The 22,432-nt window shown below is 55.5% G+C and carries 6 protein-coding genes; all 6 read right to left on the reverse strand.

Features of this window, described 5'->3' with window-relative positions; all coding sequences use genetic code 11:
* Positions 1 to 10 precede the first annotated feature (10 nt).
* Positions 11 to 1,984 (reverse strand): serine hydrolase domain-containing protein, encoded by a 1,974-nt coding sequence (locus GSF01_RS07450; protein WP_159882450.1) that lies wholly within the window; start codon positions 1,982 to 1,984, stop codon positions 11 to 13.
* 150 nt (positions 1,985 to 2,134) lie between these two features.
* Positions 2,135 to 3,241, reverse strand: coding sequence for a Ger(x)C family spore germination protein (locus GSF01_RS07455; RefSeq protein ID WP_159882452.1), 1,107 nt, complete (start codon positions 3,239 to 3,241; stop codon positions 2,135 to 2,137).
* A complete protein-coding gene (locus GSF01_RS07460; RefSeq protein WP_159882454.1) occupies positions 3,234 to 4,316 on the reverse strand; it encodes a GerAB/ArcD/ProY family transporter in 1,083 nt (360 codons plus the stop codon). Before GSF01_RS07460 ends, GSF01_RS07455 begins: the two co-directional genes overlap by 8 nt.
* A gap of 14 nt (positions 4,317 to 4,330) precedes the next feature.
* A complete protein-coding gene (locus GSF01_RS07465) occupies positions 4,331 to 5,779 on the reverse strand; it encodes a spore germination protein (RefSeq protein WP_235941337.1) in 1,449 nt (482 codons plus the stop codon).
* Between the two features lie 164 nt (positions 5,780 to 5,943).
* A complete protein-coding gene (locus GSF01_RS07470) occupies positions 5,944 to 16,965 on the reverse strand; it encodes a non-ribosomal peptide synthetase (protein WP_159882458.1) in 11,022 nt (3,673 codons plus the stop codon).
* Between the two features lie 100 nt (positions 16,966 to 17,065).
* Positions 17,066 to 22,432, reverse strand: a 5,367-nt coding sequence (locus GSF01_RS07475) for an amino acid adenylation domain-containing protein (RefSeq protein ID WP_159882460.1), incomplete at its 5' end; no start/stop codon positions are given.

Raw genomic sequence — 22,432 nt, forward strand, 5'->3', positions numbered from 1 at the left:
TCGATGGGCTTCAAGAATAGTGGACAGGGAGGAAATTCCAGTAAAATAAATATCCCGTAACGGCGAGCGTCATGACGGACATCCCCGCCCTTCCCCAATCCGGCCATCCGCCCGAAGCTTTCCGCAGGTCCCTCTTTATTAATAAGAACACCGCGATGACGGCCGAAACAAGTGGCAGCGCGCTGATGCCCCATGCATACCAAAGCGGATAGCCATATGTGACCTGGGAATTGCCGTATGTGAATTGCATGTAAAAAAATATCGTATTCAGCAGCGCGATGACGGCAAACCCTGGCCTCAGCCGGCCGGAGTCTTTTTTGAAGAGGCGGACGACGCTCTGAAACAGCCATACGACCAGCAAAACTACGAAGAAAGCCGCTGACGCGATATACAGCCCAAGCAGGGTGTAGGTTTGTTGCCAGAACGTGACTTTCGGTATCGTCACATTCTCCGAATTCGTCAAGCTCCAGTTCCCGTCCAGCTTGGAGAAGAATAGCGTCTCCTCCCCCTTCTTAGCTTGAAACAATCCATCTTCCAGGTGGGTGAAGGATAGGCTCTGCTTCTCGTCCCGGCCCGGGAAGTATCCTTTCACCTCCAGCGTGCGGGAATCCACCGCCGTCACCCGATAGCTGAAGCCTCCCAGCATACGGAGCCATTTCCCCCATCCATGACGGGGGTTGATACCGGCCTGATAATCGCCTTCCAGCTCCTTGATAGGGCCGTAGTCTTGCCCCGACTTGCTGAGCTCAAGCTTCGACGTCTGGATGAAGGAGGCTGACTGCCCTCCGCCAGAGCCAAGCGTCAGCGGCTGTGGCTGTAGCTGTGGCTTCGCAGGCGGCACGGGCAGAAAAGCGCTTATGGATTCAATGAGCAGGTCATGAAGCTGAAGCCCGGAATTGGAAGCATTCGCCACGACAAAGATACCCAGCTTCTCGGAAGGCACGATCACCATTTTCGATATAAAGCTGTCAATCTCCCCTGTGTGCCATAGCATAGGCACCCCTTCTTTCAGCTCTCCTCGGAAGAAGCCATAGCCAAGTCCATCAAGCCGCGGATGCGCGGCGAACTGCTGCTTGTGCATCTCGGCTGCAGTATCCTTAGCGAGGACCTGGACTCCGTTGAATTCTCCTTGATTCGCATGAAGGATCAGATAATGAGCGAATTCCTGCGGGATAACGCTTATGGCTCCCGCTCCCTCCAGATTAATGTAGGAATACGGAACTGGGGTAAACCCCGATTTATCATACGAGTACGATTTGGCCAGATTAGGGTTATGATCCGGCAGGCCCAAGCTTGCGCTCGGCATGCTCAACGGCTGGAAGACATGCTGCGTGAGATATTCATTCAGCGTTTGACCGGATGACTGCTCGATCACATAGCCTACTGTCCCGAGACCGACATTGCTGTACTCATACTTCACCCCGGGCTCGCGCACCGGAGGCTGCTTATGATAGTAGGTTTGCAAGTACTCCCCGGTGCTAACCGTTTGCTCCTTCGAGGATCCATTGACCGAATAGACGGCTTGGTCCAGCCCGGCTGTATGCGTCAGCAAGTGGTGTAGGGTGATCGGCTCTTGGCCGTGAGGAGAAATTTTAAAGGCGGTCAAATAATCGTTAACATTCCTGCGAAGCTCCAACTGATTACGTTCGACAAGCTGCATAGCGGCCGTAGCCGTAATCGATTTTGTCAGCGACCCGATAGGTATGATCGTCCGGGCCGGGTCCATAGGGGTCTGGTCCTCAAGATCCGCAAAGCCATATCCCTTGCTGAACAGAATGGAAGAACCCTTGGTCACAGCAACAGCGGCCCCGGGGATATGAAGCCGGTTCAGTTGCTCCTGCATCGTCGCATCGACGTTACGCTCCAGATCCATCGCCGACAAGCGGGATTCAGCTTGCGCGGTACGGGTGTGCGGCAGCGCCAGCCCCATGAGCAGGCAAGCCGCCAGTAATACGTTTCGGATCAGGCTAAGGGTATTGTTCATCCTCGATCACCTCTGTTGGTAAAGAGTGTAAGTTCTCATATGTTGTATACCCTTATCTGCCTGCAAACAATCCTTAATTTCTGTTAATAATTCAATTTTTTGAGCTGCAAAGGCTGCGTAAGATGGTCATACCCTGTTCATCTACGAATGCTAATGTCGAAATCCATATTCCTTTATTCTTACATTTAACTTTACTTGTACGTTTAAGTTCGGGTACTTATCATGCCAGCTTGTTTCCTTCCAGCCGCTGTATGTCATGCTATTTCTTACATATGTTCCTATGCCAAGACTATCGGTTTTTTTGTCTTGCAGGTACTTTATGATTCTTTCTGCCCGTTGGGTTATGATGTCGGAGATCTCACGTTCCAATTTACGTCTGCTGGCATCATCACTCAGCTTTAATTCTCCGACATATTCCAGTATCGAAGCCGTTACATTTGCATGAATAATAACTTTCGTTTGCCCGCTCTCTTCGTGTTTAACGTCGACCTTCTTTGAGCTATTCAAGGAGCTTAACATGACGGTTTTACTATCTTGCAATTCTTCCTCTTTCAGATCGATACTCAATTCGCCATGCTTAAAACTGTGATAAATAAAACTGAATATCAAGGCATCTTCCGATTTAATCTTGCCTACATATTTGTCATCTTTAAATAGAGCAATTCCATCTATAGCAAGGGTTTCCCCGGCATTTTTAATAATGGGAACGATGGGATCAATCCCATCATCATAATAATCTCGTACAAACGTATATATCGTGGTAAGCGGTATGGCATGGCCCTTTGCTTCCTTTTGTATGAGACGATCAATGTATCTCCCTGTTCGCGGATAAGATCTGTAGTTTCTTTCAAGGAGACTTTTTGCATCCCCATTTACAACTATAATCTTGGCTTGCTCAGATATGGTAGGATCTCTCATCAACGTATCCATGTAATCCCAAATCCCTTTTTTGGCCAAGGATAATCCGAACAGGGCGGTTCGTAATTGCCCGCTGACTAACGTCAGGTTGGTCTGTTTGGCCAGATTTATTCGACCTTCTTTGCTGCTTTTGGCCACGGTGGATAGAAATTCTCTCGATGTTTTTATTTCTGGGTTTGCAATGGGAACGCTTATCGCATAGTTAATTTTACCATCTGGTAACAGATCAAAGCTTGTGGAATGAATGAAACCTGTCTTCTCCAGAATCCGCTGGTCATCACAGCCTGCAAGCAGAACGAACGTGACAAAAATCCAAAGATATGCTCGGTTGTTAATCACTTGTCGTCTCACCTCTTGTCCTTTGTGCCAGCAGAAGAAGAATCAGACCTAGCGGCAAACCAAAAGCAATGACCACCTCGATATACCCAAGTATGGTCAGCCATTGCTGGATTTCACTCATCACATCGAAAATATAGGAAATACAATAGGACAATGCGAGGATAACTAGCATTAATAGCTTCTGGCTTATTGAAAAAATCCTTGAAATGGCCTCTTTAGCCGCCCACCAGAACATGACTGACGTCACAATGATGGAAAACATAAAGAAAGCATAGAATAAATTTTCTGTCCCCTGAATAAACGGAAATTGCATATACGCGAGTATATTCAAAAGTGGAAACTCAAGGTCTTTTAAATATCTATGACCGTAGAAACCAAATGAGATAAAACTGACATACAGATAATTCAGGAACAGCAGGAGATTCCCAATCCAAACCCCTTTCATTAATCTCGTTTTTTGAGTCGTGTATGGGAATAGAAGCAAACAGAGCTCATACCCCAAAAATGCCAAATAAATACTCGCCGTTCCTTGCATAGTTATTTTACTGTCTTGAAAAAAAAATGGGGTCAACCGAGACCATTGAAAATCGACATAAAAATAGAAAAGTAAAAGTAATATCCACATGGTGCCCCAAAAGAAGACCGTCGATGCTTTCGAAATATTGTATATCCCTTGTATAACCAAGAGAAAGGCAAGCACATCGAAGACCAGTTTAAATATCATAGGATTCGTTGTCGGGAAAGCAATCATTTGAAAAACCATCACGTACTGCTTGGCAAGTAAACAGCCGATCATCGTCCATATGAAGACGATCGACAGATAGAAAGGGAAAAGAATGAATTTAGGTATGGATTGCTCCATGATCTCGAAGATGGATCTCCCTTTACCAAGACGGTGTACAACATGAATGAAATAAATATTTATAGAAACAATCGTGAATATAAAAACAAGCGCTAGCCATCCGTTTGTTCCAAAATGTTGGGCTAAAAGCCGAGGAAGAGTAAAGATGACCATTCCCGACTGTGTCATGAAAAAAAGAAGGGTCACATGAAAGTACGATAACTTTTCCTTCATTTGGGACTCCTCCCTCATTTCCTCATCTTGTTCCTAACCTTGTTGGGCGACTTGCTTTGTGTTGGTCTTTCTGTAAGGAAGCTGAATGGCGCAACAATAAAAACATCCTTCCAATCCTTTGGTTTGAATGGAGCAACGGGAGTCAGATAAGAAGATCCAAGACTCGTGAGTCCGCTTAAATGAATCACAATGGCAGCAAGTCCGGCAACTAATCCAAAATTGCCCAATAACCCTGCTCCTATTATCAAACCAAATCGGAGCAATCGGATGGAATTACTCATGACATAGGCTGGGGTAACAAAGGATGCTATCGCCGAGGAAGCTACGGAAATGATGAGAATGTTGCTTGTTAACCCTGCTTGAACGGCGGCCTGTCCGATGACAATACCGCCGACGATGCCAATCGTTTGACCGATTTTGGATGGCAATCGAGCGCCGGCCTCTCGGAGGAGCTCGATCGTTGCTTCCATGAATAACGCCTCGATAAGAGGAGGAAACGGGACCTTGTACCTGGATTCTGTCAGCGTCAGCAACAGGTTCTCGGGGATCATTTCGTAATGATAGGTTGTCACGGAGACATACAAAGAAGTAAAGGACAAAGTGATGATGAGCGCCAGAAATCTTAATAACCGGCTTGCTGTCCCGAGTAGCCAGCGTTGATTATAATCATCCGAAGATGAGAAGTATTCGAAGAATGAAGTAGGCGCGCTGAATGCCGAGGGACTGCCATCCACAAGGCCTACGATTCTGCCAGCCACCAGATTGGAGGCTATGGCTTCCGGGCGCTCAGAGGTATGGAATTGTGGAAAAATGGAGTAAGGGGAATCGTCAATGAGTTGAAGCAGCATATGCGTGTCGAATACGGCATCGATTTCTATATTGCTAATTCTGCGTTTCGCCTCATTCAGATAATCCATATTGGCGATATCCTTGATATATAGAAGGTAGACATCTGTTTTGGTTATTTCCCCAACGGTTAATTTAATCACTTTCAGATGGGAGCTTTTTATACGCTGACGAATCAAAGCTAAATTGATTCCGGCTTGTTCAGTGAACGCGTCATGCGGACCTGTAATCACTGATTCGGTTTCAGATTCGGTCACCGTACGCGCTTGCAAGCCAAACACATCGATGAGAAAAGCATCGTTCTTGTAAAAAATCGCAACGCTTCCCGATAAGATTCCGGTAATTAAATCTTTGGCATCTGTTACTGAGGAAAACGGAGATTGCCCTAATAATGGGGAAGCCTCCTCTGTACGCGCTTGTAAAAGAGGTTCTATTACTTCCCGATGCAGCTTTTCATGATCAACCAGATGACTAAAATAGACCAGATCCATTTTAGTTTCCGGGTAAGACCTGTGGGTAAGATCTACGCAGTCATCGAATTCATGTAGTGTATGTAAAAGAGAAGGTTTTCCAGAATGATCGTTAGATTCCGCGACGGGCACATCAGGACAATCCATAATAGAAAAGCACATCCCTATCCATTATTAATATCCAATAATATGACCTTTCTTTAGAAAATTTAGTCATTAAATGTTGCAAATCATGAGGTCAAGAACAACAAACAGGGGCACATCGAAGTGTCCCTGTTTGTTGAGGTGTTTGTTTCCGTTCAGATGCCGCTTCAGTCCCGGTTGGATGCCGCGACTTCGGCTTTCGCCTCGTCGGTCCCTCCGATGATTTGCTGCACAATCTGCTTGATTTTTGCCGCATTCTCTTGGATATGCTGGGCATCCAGCAATTCATCATGAGAGCCGATCAGTTTCCCCCGGTTATAGTAGCCGGTTGTGGACTCGCTCCATGACTTTTGCTTATCCGATGCTGCCTTGGAAGCATCCGCTTCTGGCGAGAACAAGGCATGAATATTCGCCTGGATGACGCCCTTATTGACCAGTTCATTGCCAAACTGCGCATAGGCGTAGATTTTCTCGCGATACTTGCCGCTAAGCATCTCGTTATAGCCGTTCGGCGACTCATCCAGAGATCGATCGATCTGCTTCCTGATCTTCTCCCGAGAGACCGCCGTCGACTTGACGGCTTTCAAGGAGTCCACCATAATGACGTCCGATACCTGGTACCCCTTCCTCTCCATAGCCTTCGTCAGCTGGAACGCCAGATTGCCCCCCATCGAATAGCCAAGGAACACATAAGGACCTTGCGGCTGGATACCCGTGATCAGCTTCATGTATTGCTCGATAAGATCGTCTTCACTCTCATAGTCCTCGATAAAATCAAGTCCGTACACGATGGCCTGATGCTCGAGCTGCTCAGCTAGCCCGGCAAAGCCAAGGCCATATCCAAGCATAGGCGGGAAGCAGAACATACGCAGAGAACCGTGCTCATTCAGCTTCGTGATAGAGGAGGACTCGGGCTGTCCAGACCCGGAGCCGTTGTCGGCGTACAGCTTCCGTGCCAGCTCCTCAATCGTAGGCGCATCGTAGATGAGCCGCAGTGGAAGATCCCGGCCCAGCTGCTTCTCAAGCTTGCGTACAAGCTCCAGTACCTTCAGGGAATGCCCCCCGATGTGGAAGAAATGATCGGTTACGCCGATGCCGGACTGCCCGAGCACCTCCTCCCAGATCCGGACAAGCTGCTCCTCCGCATCATTTCTCGGTGCCTGGAAGCCCGCTTCAGCTTCGAGTCTGGAAGTCGGCTCCGGCAGCGCCTTTCGGTCCACCTTGCCGTTCGGCGTCAGAGGAAGCCGATCTAGAACAACGAGACGGGCTGGCACCATATGAGCCGGCAAAGCTTGCCGCAAGTACGCGAGCAGCGCCTCGGCTTCGATGGCCTCGCCCGCGGCATAGCCGCACAGATAGCTCTGCCCTCTCTCATCCTTGCGCTCCACCACAACGGCTTGCCGGATTCCGGAATAGTGCAGCATCGCCGTCTCGATCTCGCCTAGCTCGACGCGGAACCCGCGGATTTTCACCTGGAAGTCGGACCGGCCCAGGAAATCGACATTCCCATCCTTCATCCAGCGAGCCAGATCCCCCGTACGGTACAGCCGTTCTCCCGGCACAAAGGGATTCGGTATGAATTTCTGGGCGGTAAGTTCCGGTTGATTCCGATAGCCGCGCGCTACGCCAGCCCCGCCGATATACAGCTCGCCGACCACACCTACCGGAACAGGACGGAAGTGATCGTTCAAGATATAGAAGCGGTTGTTAATCCGCGGCTTCCCTATTGGCACATGACCGGCAGCCGACAGCAGCCGGACAGGCTCGTCATAGAAGCTGGAATCGATCGCAGCCTCGGTTACTCCATACCCGTTCATGACCCGCATTTGTGACCCGAACCTTTCCAGCAGCCACTTGTAATCCGTGACCCCGATGCTGTCGGATCCCGTAACCAGCAGCTTCATAGACGGTACCTTCAACTCGTGGCTATCGATATGCGACATGAGCGGAAGCAGCAGTGCCGGCGTTGATTCCAGCACCGTGATGTCATAATCGCGAATCCACCCGTACAGCAGCTCCGGATCGATGCGATCCTCAGCCGGGCAGATGACTAGCATGCCGCCATGTAGCAAGGACCTTGCCAGATCGAGCACGAAGACATCGAAGGAGAAGCTGGCAAGCTGCAACACCCGTACCGGGAACTCGGTAAACCGGCATTCCCGGCGGCTGGCGAGGGCTGTATTCATCAAGCTGCGATGCTCGATCATGACGCCCTTGGGGCGTCCGGTCGTACCCGAGGTATAGATGACGTACGCCAGGTCTTGCGGCTCATTGATGAACGGCGGATTATCCGGGGAAGTTCCGGCATACAGGCGTTCGTCATCCAGCTCAAGCACGGTGACCTCCGCCAGCTCCATCCCTGTTCTTCCGCTCAGTAACGGTGTGAGCCAGGATTGGGTCAGCAGCACCTCCGCGCCGCTATCCTCCAGCATCAGCTGAATCCGCTCTGCCGGATAACCCGGATCGACCGGCACATAAGCCCCCCCGGCCTTCCATACGGCCAGTACGCTGACGATTAGTTCCGCGCAGCGGTCCGCAAGAATACACACGAGCGATTCGCGCCCTACGCCGTATCCCCGCAGCTTGGCTGCCAGCTGATTCGCTTTCTCATTCAACTCCCGGTAGGACAAGCGCTGATCTTTGTACACGACTGCCGTCTGATCGGGATAAAGCTCGGCATTCCGTTCAAACTCCTGATGGAACGTAAGCTCGGGCGCCGGCTCCCAGTTCAGACTGCTGAAGTCCTCGAGGAGCAGCTTCCTTTCCTGCGGCGTTGCCAGCTCAAGCTCCCCGACGAGGATGTTCGGATTATCCGCGATTTGTTCCAGCATATGGAACAGATGCCCTTGGATGCGTTCGATATCCTCCAACTCGAAAGAGCGGGAGTGGTACTCGAAGCTGAACCCCATTTCCTCACCCGGAGTAACGCTCAGACTGAAGTCATAGTTCGTTTGTTCGCTAATGTCCACATGGGTAATGGAAAATGCCGATTCGTCCTCACCGCCAAGCTGCTCCACCTGCTGTTCGACGGGAAAGTTTTCGAAAACCAGGATATGGTTGATCAGATCCTGCTTCTGCTCCGTCAGCGCTTGGACCTCGAACAGCGGGTAATAGTCGTACGCCTGCGAAGCGACCGCTTGCGCCTGTGTCCGGCGCATCGTCTCGGCGAATGAAGCATCCTTATCGGAGCGGATACGTACGGGAATCGTATTGATAAACAAGCCGATCATATTCTCGACACCCGGAATATGGGCAGGTCTTCCGGAGACGACGCTGCCGAAGACGACATCTTGCGCGTTGTTATAGCCTTGCAGCAGGAGACCCCATGCCGTCTGGACCAGCGTATTGATCGTCACTTGCTGCTCCCGGGCTATCCGGTTTAGCTTGGCGGTCTGCTCGCGGCCCAAGACGGCGCGAAGCGGTTCGACCGGCTGATGCTCATCGGCTTCGCCGGCAAGTCGGACCGTAGCGTTCGCGACGGACGGGAGCCGCGTCTGCTGATCATATCCCTCCAGGTACTCGCTCCAATAGCGGACCGCTTCCTCCTTCGACTGCATCTCCAGCCACTTGATATACTCGCTATAAGGAGTGACCTCTTGAAGTCGCGGTTCCCTGTTCTCCTTGAGAGCATAGTAATGCTCGAACACTTCGCTGTTCAGAAGCGGCAGGCACCAGCCGTCCATGATGATATGGTGGAAGCTCCAGATCATCCGGTACGCATCGTCGGCGATGCGCAGCACCGATACGCGCAGCAGCGGGTCCCGGCTGAGGTCGAAGCCCCGTTTTTTATCCTCGGTCTGGAACGTGTCGACGTAAGCCTGACGCTCGCCGCCTTCCAGTCCTCGTACATCCTCATACAGGAATCCGCCCGTTCTGCTTTGGAAAACAATCTGCAGCGGTCTGTCCCCGGGCCCGAAGCAGAAGTTGGAACGCAAGGCTTCGTGACGCCGGACTAAGCCGGACAAGCTTTCCTGGAATATCGTCGGATCGAAACGGCCGTGCAGCTCATAGGAAACCTGCTCGAAGTAGGCGGGCGATTGCGGATCGAACCTGGCATGAAAGAGCATCCCCTGCTGCATCGGCGTAAGCGTATAGACGTCGGCCAGTACCCCGATATCGTTTGCTTGCTTCTGCAATTCCTCCAGATCGTCCATGGACAACCCTTTGATCGTCAGATCGCTCGGCGTGACCTGCGTTTGCTCCTGGGCGACGCAATGCGCGATGACCTCGGACAAGCTTTTCTCCAGCATTTCAGCCAGACGCTCTATCGTATCCCGGTCATACTCGTAACGGTTGTAGCCGATCGTCAGCCCGAGCTCGCCGCCGGAGATCATGCCGTTCACCTCAAGGTCACAAATCCGCTTCGTCTCTTCGCTGAGTGGCATCCCATAGGAATAAATAGACGGCTGGATAGCATTGCTTTGCAGGTCCTGATCAAACTGTCCCAAATAGTTAAAGCTGATGTGCGGCTTCGCAGCGAGCGATGGGTCCCCTTGCTCTCCGGATAAGTAACGCAGCAGTCCATAGCCGATTCCTTTGTTCGGAATCTGGCGCAGCCGCTCCTTCACTCTCTTGATCCGGCCGGCGATCGATTGCTCGCGGCCCAAGTCGAGCACAACCGGATATTGACTCGTGAACCAGCCGATCGTACGCGTCACGTCCAGGTTCGGCAGAAGCTGTTCTCTTCCGTGACCCTCCATATTGATCTGAACGGCACTCATCCCGGCCCAAGCCTCCAGCGCCATGCCCAGAGCCGTGAGCAGCAGGTCGTTCACCTCCGTCGAGTACGCCCGATGGGCTTGCTTGAGCAGCCTTGCGGTGTCCTCTTGGCTCCAGTGCGCCGTCACCGTGTCGCTGTCTCTAAGCAGATTTCCTCCTTGCGCGCGATCCTTGGGCAGTGGCTTCAAGGAAACGGAGGCGACGCTTTGCCAGTATGCGCGTTCCTTCTCCAGCTGCTCGCTATTAGCATACCGGATAAGCTGTTCGGCCCATTTCCGATACGAATCCGTTTTGAGCGGAAGCTGGATACGTTGCCCGGTCACGGCTTGCTCATAGGCCGTAGCCAGATCCTCGAACAGAATACGCCAGGATACACCGTCGATCGCCGCATGGTGAATGGTGATCATCAGATGGTCGCCGTCATCCATACGGAATAGTCCAAGCTTGACCAGCGGTCCCTGCTCCAGATTCATGCTTCCCTGAAGCTCCTCGCACTTAAGCTCGATAGCCTGCGCTTTATTCTCGACATCCGACATGCGATAAGTTTCCAGCGTGAATAGTTCTCCCTCACCGATTCCCCGATTCCATGCGGTATAGCCGGCTTCGGTAGAACGGAATACAAGCCGCAATGCATCATGGTGCTCCGCGATGGCTTGCATCGCCTGGCGAAGTGCGCCTTCTTCAAAGCCCTCCTCCCGATACAGCATGACCGACTGGTTAAAGTAATGCGGCTGGGCCTGATCTTGTTCAAAATACCACCGCAATACCGGCGTAAGCGGTACGGCTCCGCTGACCGTACCCTGATCAGCCGTTCGGACAGCGGCTTGAATATGAGGACTCAGGGCGGCAATGGTCGGATGCTGGAACAAATCCTTCATTTCAACCCGGTATCCCGCCTGCAGCATGCGGGAGGATACCTGGATCGACTTGATCGAGTCTCCCCCAAGGTCGAAGAAGTTGTCGGTAATGCCTACCGTCCCGGCTCCCAATACTTGCTGCCAGATCGTGGCAAGCTGCTGTTCCACCTCGGTCCGCGGCGGGACATAGGCCGCGCCGGATTGCCCCGCTTCAGGCGCCGGCAGAGCCTGGCGGTCGATTTTCCCGTTTGGCGTCAGCGGCATCTTCTCCAGCTGTACGAAGAAGGAGGGAATCATGTAGCCTGGCAGCTCCCGCTCCATACCGGCCCTCAACTCGGAGGCCGGCAGGACGCGCTCTGCTATGAAATAGGCGACAAGCTGCTTCTGTCCCTGCTCGTCTTCGCGGGCGATGACGATGGCCTCTTGCATAGCGTCAGCCTTCATCAGCTGGGCTTCCACTTCCGCGGGCTCAATCCGGTAACCGCGTATTTTGACCTGATGATCGGCGCGCCCCAGGTATTCGATCCGGCCGTCCGGCAGCCAGCGGGCCAAGTCCCCGGTTCGGTACATCCTCTCCCCGGGCTCGACCGGACTCGTTACGAAGGTCTCCGCCGTCAGCTCGGGACGGTTCAAATAGCCGCGGGCCAGCCCTATTCCCGCAAGGCATAGCTCGCCCGCTACGCCTACCGGCAGCAGCGAATGATCCTCCCCGACAATGTACATGCGATGATTGTAGATAGGACGACCGATGGTAACGGGTGCTGCATCCTGCTCCAGCTCCTGCTCCTGCTCCTCAGCATCGTCATAGATCCAGGCGGAGGAGCAGATCGAATCCTCGGTTGGACCATATGCATTGATATAGGTAACGGACGTTCTCCAGCGCTGAATCAGCTCCTTGGTCGGAGCCGATCCGGCGGTGATCAGCTTCGCCAAGCCGGGAACCTGCTCCGGCTCCAGGTAGAGGGCATAAGTCGGCGGCAGGGTTGCGACCGTAACGCCGTTCTCCCGGATAAACTGTTCGAACAGCCGGTAGTTATGAATCGTTTGGAGAGAAGGAATGACTAAAGCGGCGCCGGTAAAGAGCGCCATCACGATTTCCCAGGTCGCTGCGTCGAAGGAGAAGCTGGCGAATTGCGCCACTTTGTCCTCGGCGTTCACCTTCAGCTCCCGCTCGAAGTAGGAACGCAGATTGCACAGTCCCCGATGCTCGACCATCACTCCCTTAGGCTTGCCTGTCGTACCCGAGGTATAGATGACATAAGCAAGATCGCCTGAACCTGCCGCTGCTTCCAGATTCGTAGCATCCGGATGGTACGACTGCTCGTCGCCCAGGAAAAACGTACGGACTTCCGCATGAAGCTTGTGCTGCAGGCGCTTCTGCAGAAGAAGCCGCTGCGCGCCCGAGTCCTCCAGCATATAATGGATGCGCTCATCCGGATACTCCGGGTCGATCGGCATATAAGCTCCGCCCGCTTTGAGCACGCCGAGCATGGCTACGATCAATTCAACCGAGCGCTCGGCCATGATCCCGACGAGCTGATCGGGGCGAACCCCGTCTTGCCGCAGCGTCCGGGCCAGCCGATTGGCCCGCTCGTTGAGCTCGCGGTACGTAAGCCGCTCGTTGCCAAAGACGACAGCTGTCCGCTCGGGTGTACGTGCCGCCTGCTCCTCGATTAGCTCATGAATCGTGCTGTCCTGTGGAAAGTCGGCCGCTGTGTTGTTGAAGCGGGTCAAGATGAGCTCCCGCTCCTTGGGAGTCAGAAACTCAAGCGCCGCCAGCTTGATCAGCGGACGGTCCACGATCGAACGAATCAGCTGTCGAAAGTGCTCCCCCATGCGCTCTACCGTTTCAGGCTTGAAGAGCGAGGTGGCGTATTCAAAGCTGCAGGCAATCCCGTGTTCGCCCACGGTCGCAAACAAGGTCAGATCGAACTTGGCGACGGTGTGCTCGGTCGGGTATGTGCTGGCCTTCAAGCCGCTAGACTCGCCCAGTACGGGCTCCGCCTCCTCATTGTGCAGCACAAATGCGGCGTCAAACAACGGATTGCGGCTTAAATCCCGATGAAGGCCCAGCTTCCCGATCAGCTCCTCCAGCGGGTAGTCTTGCTGCTCGAACGCTTGCAGGGTTCTCGACTTCACCTGCTGTACGTAATCCAGGAACGGCGCGCTGCCGTTCGGGTTCGTACGGATAGCCAGCGTGTTGACGAACATCCCGATCAAGCCTTGCAGATCCGGATGCTCCCTACCGGCTACCGGCGTACCGACGATCAGATCCTCTTGTCCGCTATACTTGTACAGAAGAGACGAATAAGCGGCAAGCAGCACCATATATAACGTAGAGCCGGTCTGGGCAGCTATGCGTTGAAGTCCGGCACTCTGCTCGGGATCGAGAAGGAATTCGCAGGTGCGTCCCTGAAAGCTTTTGACCGCAGGTCTCGGAAAGTCGGTCGGCAGGTCGAGCACCGGAATTTCGCCGGCAAATGTGCGGAGCCATTCCTCCTCTTGCAGCCTATACCGGTCCGTCTGCCCCCGCTTCTGCTGCCAGGCCGAATAATCTTTATATTGAATGGGAAGCGGCTGCAGGTCCTCTCCCTGATACAAGCGCATGATCTCTTGTACCAGCACCTGGACCGAGGCTCCATCCGAGATGATGTGATGCATATCCGTCAGCAGAATATGACGTTCCGGTGCAACCCGGATCAGCATGGCCCGCATAAGCGGCGCCTGGCTCAGATCGAACGGACGGACAAAGCGGCTGAACACCGCGGGAATGTCGGCTTCAAGAGCTTGCAGGCATTCCACAGAAAACCCCGCTTCAGGATGAACGCGCTGAATCGGCTCGCCATCCGCCGTCTCAAAGCTTGTGCGCAGCGTTTCGTGACGGGCGATCAGCAGGGAGAAGGCCTGCTCCAGCCTCTCGAAGTCCATCTCGCCCTCCAGCACGACAGCGCCGGGCATATTGTAGCTGACCTCGGCTCCCGCAAGCTGGCTCACCATAAACATCCGTTTTTGCGCAGGCGATACGGCATAGGATTCACGTACGTCAGTGGCAGGAATAGCGGTGTATTCCGTATGCTCCCGATCCCCTATAGCTTGCGCCATCGATTCGATGGTCGGGTACTGGAATACATCCTTCAGCCGAATCGCTTTGTTCAGTTTTTGATGCACGGCGGACACAAGCGCAGTAGCCCGCAGGGAGTGTCCTCCGATCTCGAAGAAATGATCCCGGATGCCGACCCTAGGAAGCTTCAAGATATCTTCCCAGATCGACTGAAGCTCCGCTTCGAGCTCCGTACGCGGCGCTGCGTACGTTTCGCCTGCCTCACCCGCGGCATTCGGAGCGGGCAGCGCGCGACGGTCTACCTTCCCGTTGGGGGTTAGCGGAAGACGCTCCAGCTGGACGAAGAAGGAGGGAATCATAAAGGCGGGAAGCGTCTGCTGCATCGTCTGCCGCAGCTTGCCAGGGGAGAGCTCTCCATCCGATGAGTAATAGGCGCATAAATATTTCTGCCCGCCCTCATCTTCCCTCACGATGACGACGGCTTCCCTTACCGAGTCTGCCTTCAGCAGCTCAGCCTCGACTTCCTTCGGTTCAATCCGGAAGCCGCGGATTTTGACCTGCTCGTCGATTCTGCCCTTAAATTCCAAGGTGCCGTCAGGCCGCCATTTTACGAAATCTCCGGTTCGATAGCAGCGCTTGCCAGGCTCGAAGGGATGTTCGATAAACATCTTCTCCGTCAGCTCGGGCCTGTTCAAATAACCGCGCGCTACCCCGTCGCCTCCCACGAGCAGCTCCCCCCAAGCCCCAACGGGAACGAGCTTCTGCTGTCGGTCTACGACATAAGCGGTAGAATGGGCGATCGGCCTGCCGATCGGCACGGCTCCGGCCTGCTCGCCTTCGATGCGATAAGTGGTCGAGAACGTCGTATTTTCCGTAGGTCCGTAGCCGTTCACGATGCGAAGCGAAGGGTTATGGCGCAAGGCCATATTAATATGAGGCACGGAAAGCGCGTCTCCGCCGACGATAAGCGTGTCGAGTGCGCTGAACAGCCGGCTTTCCTGCTGCAGCAGCTGATTGAATAAGGGCGCGGTCAGCCACATGGTCGTAATGTCGTACCGCTCGATCGCTTCCTTAAGCCTCGGTCCATTCAGCAGGACCTCCGCATCGGTCAGAACCAATTGACCGCCATTAAGCAGCGCTCCCCAGATCTCAAAGGTCGTCGCATCAAAAACAATGGCGCCCGTCTGCAGAATACGCGTCTGTTCGCCGAGTTCGACATAATTGGTAGACTTTACGAGGCGTATGATATTGCGGTGTTCGACCATAACGCCCTTGGGCTTGCCCGTCGACCCCGAGGTATACATCACGTAGGCCAGGTTGTCCGGTCCTGCGGAGACAGCCTGCTTGCCCATGTCGCCCGACACCTCTTGCGCCCTCCATGGAGCATGCTCCAGATCCAGGATCGTGACCTGATCGCCCACAATCGCCGCCGCCCGCCCGCGGTAGAGGGCGCTCGTCAGCAGCAGCTTCATGCCCGAATCCTCCTGGATAAACTGGATACGATCCTCGGGATAGTCGGGATCGATCGGCACGAAGGCGGCGCCGGCCTTCAGGATGCCCAGCAGACCGGCTATCATCTCCAGCGAACGATCCGCCATGATGCCGATGAGCTGCTCCTGCCCGGCTCCCTCCTCCAGCAGACGCTGGGCCAAGGCGTCCGCTCGCTCATTCAATTCTATGTAAGTGAGTGACTGATCTCCGTAAGTAACAGCTGGCGCATGAGGATGAAGCGATGCCTGCTGCTCGAATAGCCCATGGACGGTTTGCTCGCTTGGATAATCGGTTTGGGGCGGATTGAACTCGCACAGCAGCTTCCGCTTCTCCTGCTCGGATAGCACTTCGATGTCGGTAAGCAACCGTTCGGGTTGAAATAAAGCGACGCTCAGAAAGCTTTGCAGATGCCCGATCAGTTGGCTGATAAAGACAAGATCATAACGGGACTCCTGATAGACAACCTCTAATGAAAGGCTCCTCGGCTCGGCATCCCAATCGAAATGGAACGCAAGTTCGGGCTTCGCGCGCTCCTGATAATCCAACGAATGGAGCTGCTTCAAGGCGGCCACAGTAGGAATGACAGGCACACCGCTGGGCAGCCGCGGAATAGGAAGAGCTTCCGTATAATTCCAAAAAGGCGTTTGTTGATGCGCAAGCGCTTCGGATAAAGAGGACTTCAACTCATTCAACAGGGAACGGAAGGTGCAGCTTTCCTCGATATGGCTTTTCACTAGCAGCAGAGGGTTCATCCCCGGAGCTGCCCCTCCCGGGCTCGGAACGGTTGGCGTACCGACGATAAGCCGCTCTTCCCGGGTATAGGCATGCAGCAGCCCTTTCACGCCGGCCAACAGCACCATAAACACGGTCAACGGCGAGCCCCCCGTGATAGCGGCGATCCGGTTAGACAGCTCCTGCGGCAAGCTACCCGTAACAACGGCAAAGCTATCCGAAACGCCAGCGCCGGTCGGCACGCGGCTATACGCGAGGCCTGTAAGCTGATCTTCGCTATCGAACTTGCCCTGCCAGTAAGCCATTTCCTTTTCGAACATCGAATGCATATGGTCCACTCCCGATCTTATCAAGTTCGAATCTCTTACTTTGAGAGCGGGTGTGCGTCTGCACACCCGCAACAGGTTCAACCTGTAAACCTAGAAAGACCTAGAACGAAAAATGTATCGTTTCCTGCAGAAGCCCGGATTGTTCCTGGCTATCCCAGGCGGCAAGCTCCCTTACGGTACGCTGGGGATGATGGGCGATATCGGCCAGCAGCGTTAGCCAATGCTGAGTCAAGGACTCCATCACTTGTCGGCTGAACAGCTTGGTGCCGTATTCGAACGATCCCTGCAGCTGCGTGCCGCGAAGGCTCATCGATAAGGTGATATCGAATTTCGCAATCCGATGCTCCTGAGCGTAAGGCTCGAAGCTGAGCGAGCTGCGCGAGGCAGACTGGTCATCCGCCACGTCCACGGTTTCCATCACAAACATGGTGTCGAACAACGGATTGCGGCTGGGATCCCGCGGGATATCGAGCTTTTCTACAAGCTCCTCCAGCGGGTATTCCTGATGCTCGAACGCCAGCAGCATCCGTTCCTTCACATCCTGGATATACTCGAGGAACACCTTCTCCCGTGCCGGAGATGTTCGGATGGCCAACGTATTGACGAACATGCCGATGAGCGGTTCAAGCTCGGCGGACAAACGTCCGGCTACCGGTGTGCCTACGATGATGTCCTCCTGACCGCTATAGGAGGAAAGCAGGACGGTATAAGCTGCCAGGAGCACCATATACAAAGTACTGCCGGTTTCGGCCGCTAGCGCCCTCAGCCGTTCCGCCGTTTCCGGCTCGACCGCAAATTCGAGCAGCTCGCCCTCGAAGCTGCGAAGCTCGGGTCTCGGGTAAGCAATCGGCAGATGGAGCACGGGCAGCTCGCCCTTCAAGGAGTCCAGCCAGAACGCTTCAAGCTTGCCGTAACGCTCATCTTCTCTTGCCTTGCTCTGCCATGCGGCAAAGTCCTTGTATTGGAGCTGCAGCGGAGGCAAGGCATGACCGTCATAAAGCTGTGCCAGCTCGCCGACCATATTCTCAGCCGATACGCCGTCGGAAATGATATGGTGCATGTCATAGAGCAAAATATGCCTGGACGCCTCAAGCTCGATCAGTCGCACTCGCAGCAGCGGCGCCAGCTCCAGATCGAAGGGACGAACAAAGGACTTGATGTGGCTAGTCGCATCTTCCTCCTGGCACTTCACGTATTCCATCCTGAAATCGGTCCGTGCATAGATGCGCTGCACCACTTCGCCTTCGATGGTGTCAAAGCTGGTCCGCAGCGTCTCATGCCGGTCGATAAGCTTCAGGAAGGCTTGCTCGAGCCGCTCCCGGTCCAGGAGCCCGCTGACCGTCAGGACAGTCGGCATGTTGTAGCTGACCTCCCCGCCCTCGAGATGACTCAAGATGTACAGCCGTTTTTGAGCGGAGGAAACCGGATAATAATCCATGTCGCCTGCTCGCGGAATAGCGGAATAAGGCGACGGCTGCATACGGTCGACAACCTTGGCGAGCTGTTCGACGGTCGGAGACAGGAAGATTTCGCGAAGCGGCACATTGACGTGAAGCTCCTTGAAAATTCGGGACACGAGAGTCGTAGCTCTCAAGGAGTGTCCGCCTATGTCGAAAAAGTTCTCGGTGATGCCGACACTCGGAAGACGAAGCACCTCCTGCCAGATTTGGACCAGCTTCAGCTCGGTCAACGAACGAGGCGCGATATAGTCGGCGGCCCGTACGGCTTGCTCCGGCGCGGGCAGCGCCTTGCGGTCGATCTTGCCATTGGGCGACAGCGGCATCCGCTCCAGCTGTACGAAGTACGACGGCACCATGTAGCTAGGCAGGCTGTCCGCCAGCCGGCTGCGCAGTTCGCTTGCGCCAAGCTCCGACTCCGCGACGTAGTACGCGCACAGCAGCTTGTTGCCCTGGCCGTCGTCGCGTGCCATCACGACCGCTTCCACGACGCCCTCGACATGCAGCAGCTGCGTCTCCACCTCGCCCAGCTCGATCCGGTACCCCCGGATCTTCACCTGATGGTCGATCCGGCCCAGGTACTCGATGTTGCCGTCCGGCAGCCAGCGCGCCAGGTCTCCGGTCCGGTACATCCGGCTTTGACCTGCATCTGCGCCAGACTCCAGCGCTGCGAACGGATCCAGCGTAAACTTCTCCGCCGTCAGCTCCGGACGGTTCAGATACCCCCGTCCTACCCCGACGCCCGCGATGCATAGCTCCCCGGCCACGCCGACCGGCTGTAGCTGCGTCGTCCCTTCCTTCAGGATATACAGCCTTGTATTATGGATCGGCTTGCCGATCGGGATGACCGGGTACGGCACGTCCGGCTCGCAGTCGAAGTACGAGACATCGACCGTCGCCTCCGTCGGGCCGTACAGGTTGATCAGCCGGCAGCGATTCACCCAAGCCACCGTCTGCTGGAAGCGCGCCACATGCTGCGGCGGCAGCGCCTCGCCGCTGGCGAAGACGTGGCGCAGCGTGCCGAGCTGCTCGGCGAGCAGCCGCTCCGGCTGCTGCTCCGCGTCCTCGAGGAACGCGTGCAGCATCGCAGGCACGAAGTGCATCGTCGTCACGCCATAGCGCCGGATCGTCTCCCGGATGCGCTCGGGGCTCTTCTCGCCTCCCGGCGTCAGCAGGCAGACGCTCGCACCGACCATCGCCCACCAGAACAGCTCCCACACCGAGACGTCGAAGGTGAACGCCGTCTTCTGCAGGATTACGTCGCTTGCGCCGATCGGATAGCGCTCGTGCATCCACAGGATGCGGTTGAGCACGGAGTGATGCTCGATCATGACGCCCTTCGGCTTGCCCGTCGAGCCAGACGTGTAGATCACGTACGCCACGTCCTGCGGTCCGGCGGCCGGCTCCAGATCGGACCCGTCGGCGTCGTACACCGCCGCGTCGTTCAGGCTGAGGCTCCGGATGCCGCTCAGTTCAAGATCGGCCGGCACGCGCGGGAGCAGGCGCTCCTGCCCGAGCAGCATCCTCGCTCCCGAGTCCTCGGCGATGAAGCGGATCCGCTCCTCCGGAAAGTCCGGATCGATCGGCACGTACGCGCCGCCGGCCTTGAGGATCGCGTAGATGCCGACGAGCATCTCCAGCGACCGCTCGGTCAGCACGGCGACCATGTCCCCGGGCTTTACTCCCTCGGCGCGCAGCCTGCGCGCCAGCCGGTTCGCCTGCTCGTTCAGCTCGCGATAGGTGAGCTGCTCGTCCTCGAAGCGCACGGCGATCTGCTCCGGCGTCCGCCGCGCCTGCTCCTCGAACAGGCCGTGGATCGTCTTCTCCCGCGGATAGTCCGCCGCGGTGTCGTTGAACCCGTGCAGGATCTGCTCCTTCTCCTGCGGAGTGACAAGCTCCAGTTCGCCGAGCTTGATCTGCGGATTGTCCCCGATCAGATCAAGAAGCCGCAGGAAATGCCGGACCATTCTCCAAGCCGTCTCGCGGGTATAGAGCGCATCTGTATACTGGAGGCTGCAGGCCAGAGTCTCCCCTTCCTCCATAGCCTCCAGCGTCAGATCGAATTGGACCGCCTTCGGTCCGCCGTCCGAATATGGCTCCAGGCGAAGTCCGTCAAAGCCCGCTTGATTAGACTGGGCATGCTGCATGACAAACATCGTGTCGAACAACGGGTTGCGGCTTAAATCCCGCTTCACGTCCAGCCGCTCGATCAGCTCTTCCAATGGATAATCCTGATGCTCGAACGCCTCCAGCACGCGGGACTTCACTTCGTGCAGGTAAGCTTCAAAGGATAGACTTGCGGCCGGGTAGCTGCGCAGCGCAAGCGTATTGACAAACATCCCGATGATCGGCTCCAGATCGGCATGCGGCCGGCCTGAGACCGGAGAGCCGACCACGATGTCCTCCTGTCCGGTATACGCATGCAGCAGCGTCTTATAGGCAGCCAGCAGTACCATGTACAAGGTTGAGCCGGTTTGCGAGCCTATCCGTCTAAGGGCGTCCGTACGCTTCTCATCGATCAGGAAAGTGACGGCGTCGCCGCGGAAGCTTCGAACGGCCGGCCTTGCATAATCGGCGGGCAGATCCAGCACAGGAAGCTCGCCGGCGAACAAGTCCAGCCAGTAGGATTCCTGCTTGCTTGCCCATTCGCGATGGGCCTCAGACTGCTGCCATGCCGCGAAGTCTTTATATTGAATACGCAGCGGAGGAAGCTCCTCGCCGTGGTAGAGCCGGATGATGTCATCGATGAAGATGCTCATGGACACGCCGTCTGAAATGATATGGTGCATATCCAGGAGCAGCAGATGACGATTCGCTTCCTGCTCGATCAGCTCGACCCGGATCAACGGGGCGCGGCTCAAGTCGAAGTCAGTCATAAACTCGCGAATATGCTCCTCCGCGCTCGCCGCACCGGCAGGCCGGATCGCAAGCTCGAACGGCACTTCCGGATAAATCCGCTGCACAGGAACCCCTTCTACAAGCTCGAAGCCCGTACGCAATGCTTCATGCCTCGCTATCAGTTGTCCCAGCGCTCGTCCGAAGCGCTCACGATCCAGTTGGCCTTCCAGCGTGATGAAGGCCGGCATATGATAAGCGAGCTGACCGCCTTCCAGCTGGCTCAGGATATATAGCCTTTTTTGCGCGGAGGACACCGGATAGTACTCGCTCTTCCCTGCCGGAGGGATGGAAGCGAACACCGATATCTCCAAACCGCCCATAGCTTCGGCGAACTGAGCGATCGTCGGATATTCGAATACCGCCTTCAGCGGAACGTTCCGGTTGAACTCCTTGTGAATGCGCGTGATCAGCGCCGCAGCTCTCAAAGAATGTCCGCCCAGCTCGAAGAAATGGTCATGAATGCCCACGGCGTCGACGCCGAGCACCTCTTGCCAGATGCGAACCAGCTTCGCCTCCATCAAGCTTCGAGGAGCGGTGACCTCCGTCTCGCGTGACATGAGGCCTTCCGGCGCAGGCAGCGCCTTGCGGTCGATCTTGCCGTTGGGCGTCAGCGGCATCTGCGGCAGCTGGACGAAGTGGGCCGGCACCATATAGCCCGGCAGCTCCGAGCCGAGCGCGCCGCGCAGCGCGCTTGCCGCCAGCTCCCTGGCCGCGACGAAGTAGGCGCACAGCTGGCTTTGGCCTGCCGAGTCTTCTCTCGCGATAACGATCGCTTCCTGCATCTCTTCGACCTGCAGCAGCTTCGCTTCGATCTCGCCCAGCTCGATCCGGTACCCCCGGATCTTCACCTGGTGGTCGATCCGGCCGAGGTAATCCAGCCGCCCGTCCGGCAGCCATCTCGCCAGGTCGCCCGTCCGGTACATCCGCTCTCCGCTGAACCGGCTGATGACGAACTTCTCCGCCGTCAGCTCCGGACGGTCCAGATACCCCCGGGCCAGACCCGCGCCCGCCACGCACAGCTCTCCCGGCACGCCGACCGGCGCCAGATGCCCTTGCGGGTCGACGATATATACCCGGTGATTCGGCACCGGACGTCCGATCGAGATCAGACG

It is taken from the genome of Paenibacillus puerhi, assembly GCF_009846885.1.
Taxonomy (GTDB): domain Bacteria; phylum Bacillota; class Bacilli; order Paenibacillales; family NBRC-103111; genus Paenibacillus_G; species Paenibacillus_G puerhi.